Annotated in this window: 2 protein-coding genes and 1 pseudogene; 1 reads left to right on the top strand and 2 read right to left on the bottom strand. The window is 47.7% G+C overall.

The window, feature by feature from the left end; all coding sequences use genetic code 11:
• Positions 1-230, top strand: a pseudogene (locus CE491_RS00165) (hypothetical protein); the annotation flags it as partial.
• 273 nt (positions 231-503) lie between these two features.
• Here CE491_RS00165 and CE491_RS00160 read toward each other — a convergent pair.
• Together CE491_RS00160 and CE491_RS00155 are read right to left on the bottom strand one after the other, a co-directional pair.
• Positions 504-980, bottom strand: a complete 477-nt coding sequence (locus CE491_RS00160; protein WP_110946379.1) for a hypothetical protein — start codon at positions 978-980, stop codon at positions 504-506.
• The gene (locus tag CE491_RS00155) at positions 981-1,382 is read right to left on the bottom strand and encodes a hypothetical protein (RefSeq protein ID WP_110946378.1); all 402 of its coding nucleotides are present in this window, start codon (positions 1,380-1,382) and stop codon (positions 981-983) included.
• Positions 1,383-1,416 lie beyond the last annotated feature (34 nt).

Raw genomic sequence — 1,416 nt, 5'->3', positions numbered from 1 at the left:
TTGCTGATGACAAATCGGCAATCTGCCCTGGGTCAATTTTCAATCGGCAGGGTGGGTCAGTTTTCAATCAGCGCCAACAGTTTGCCCACCTCAAGCGCATCCTGAAATTGGATCGCCTGCGGCTACGTGGCATGAGTGGCGCGACGGATGAGTTCACGCTGGCCGCTGCGGTGCAGAACCTGCGACGGCTGGCCAAATTTTCATCTCAAGGGCCACCAGTCACAGGATAGGTGCGCCTGCACCAAGCAAACAACCTCAAATTAACCCACTAGCAGAGCAGCAAAGGTCACCGAAGGGCCGAAAAACCACTCAATGTGGTGAGTAGGTTCTTCGGTGGTGGTCGTGCCTGAGTTCAGGCCATTTGAAAATCCGACTTTTTCAACAGAATCGGACGATACCTGCTGGTCAAGACGAACCCGTGCGCTGGTCACATCCGATGCAAATGGCTGTTCAAGTCGAATGCAAATAGCTGGTCAAATCAGTGCAATTACCCACTTATTTCGCTATCTGACGGCGCCGGATCTTTCTACGGAATTTATATATGCTTTTAATCGATCCACGCTGCTCTGAAGATCGACACACCTTCGCTTATAAAAATCAGTGTCTGCAGCATATTGAGCGATCAGAGCGAGGGCCTGATCACGCTGCTGCTTCAAGATTTTAACTTGCTCTTTTAAAGCAAGAATTGCAGGCTTCTCCACAACAGATACAACGTTCTCGTTGAGCACAGTATTCCGCGAATCCAGGGTATTATTGTGACGATCAATTTCTAATCTAACGTGCTCATTCCAAACGCTATCGAGTGCGACTTTGCTTTTCAAGCCAGCTCCGGACCACACCTCTTTATAAGACCACTTAGCGTCCGGCTTTATCACTTTAAGTTGCTCAATTACTGCCAACATTAGGGCCGTATTAGCAGATCGCAACTTATCGTGATAGTCCTCAAGCCCGCTTGTGCTGCCGCGCGGCTTACCTTTCATTTAAAACTGCTCCACTTCATCAATCTGACTAATTAATTTATCGAGCTCAATATTTCGCGCACGCAAGTAAGCGATTTTTGGAGAATCATTCCGAAAGAATTCTAACAATCTCATATTCTCATGCTTTCGCCAAAGAAAACTCTTTCTCTTCCCTTGAATTGAAATTAGCGCGTTATTGCAGTCGGCGGGACGGCACGCCGCTACTTCGCCACCACATAAAGCATGTTTCGATCGATACATACAAAGACCATCATCCAGCTGCTCAACCAAAGCAGACTTTGGCAACTCGCTCAAGAAGGCGGACTGCTGACTCTTTGTCATCCCTAGAAATTTCCGTTGAAGCTGAGCGATCTCCTTAGGGATGGTCTGAAGTAGGCAGCTATTTCTCAGTTGCTGAGCCATAGCGGTTTCAAAAAACGGCAGCGTTCAAAATCGA

Source organism: Pseudomonas bohemica, from assembly GCF_002934685.1.
Lineage (GTDB): Bacteria > Pseudomonadota > Gammaproteobacteria > Pseudomonadales > Pseudomonadaceae > Aquipseudomonas > Aquipseudomonas bohemica.
The sequence above is the reverse complement of the archived record's forward strand: the minus strand, read 5'-3'. Positions and strand labels throughout refer to the sequence as shown.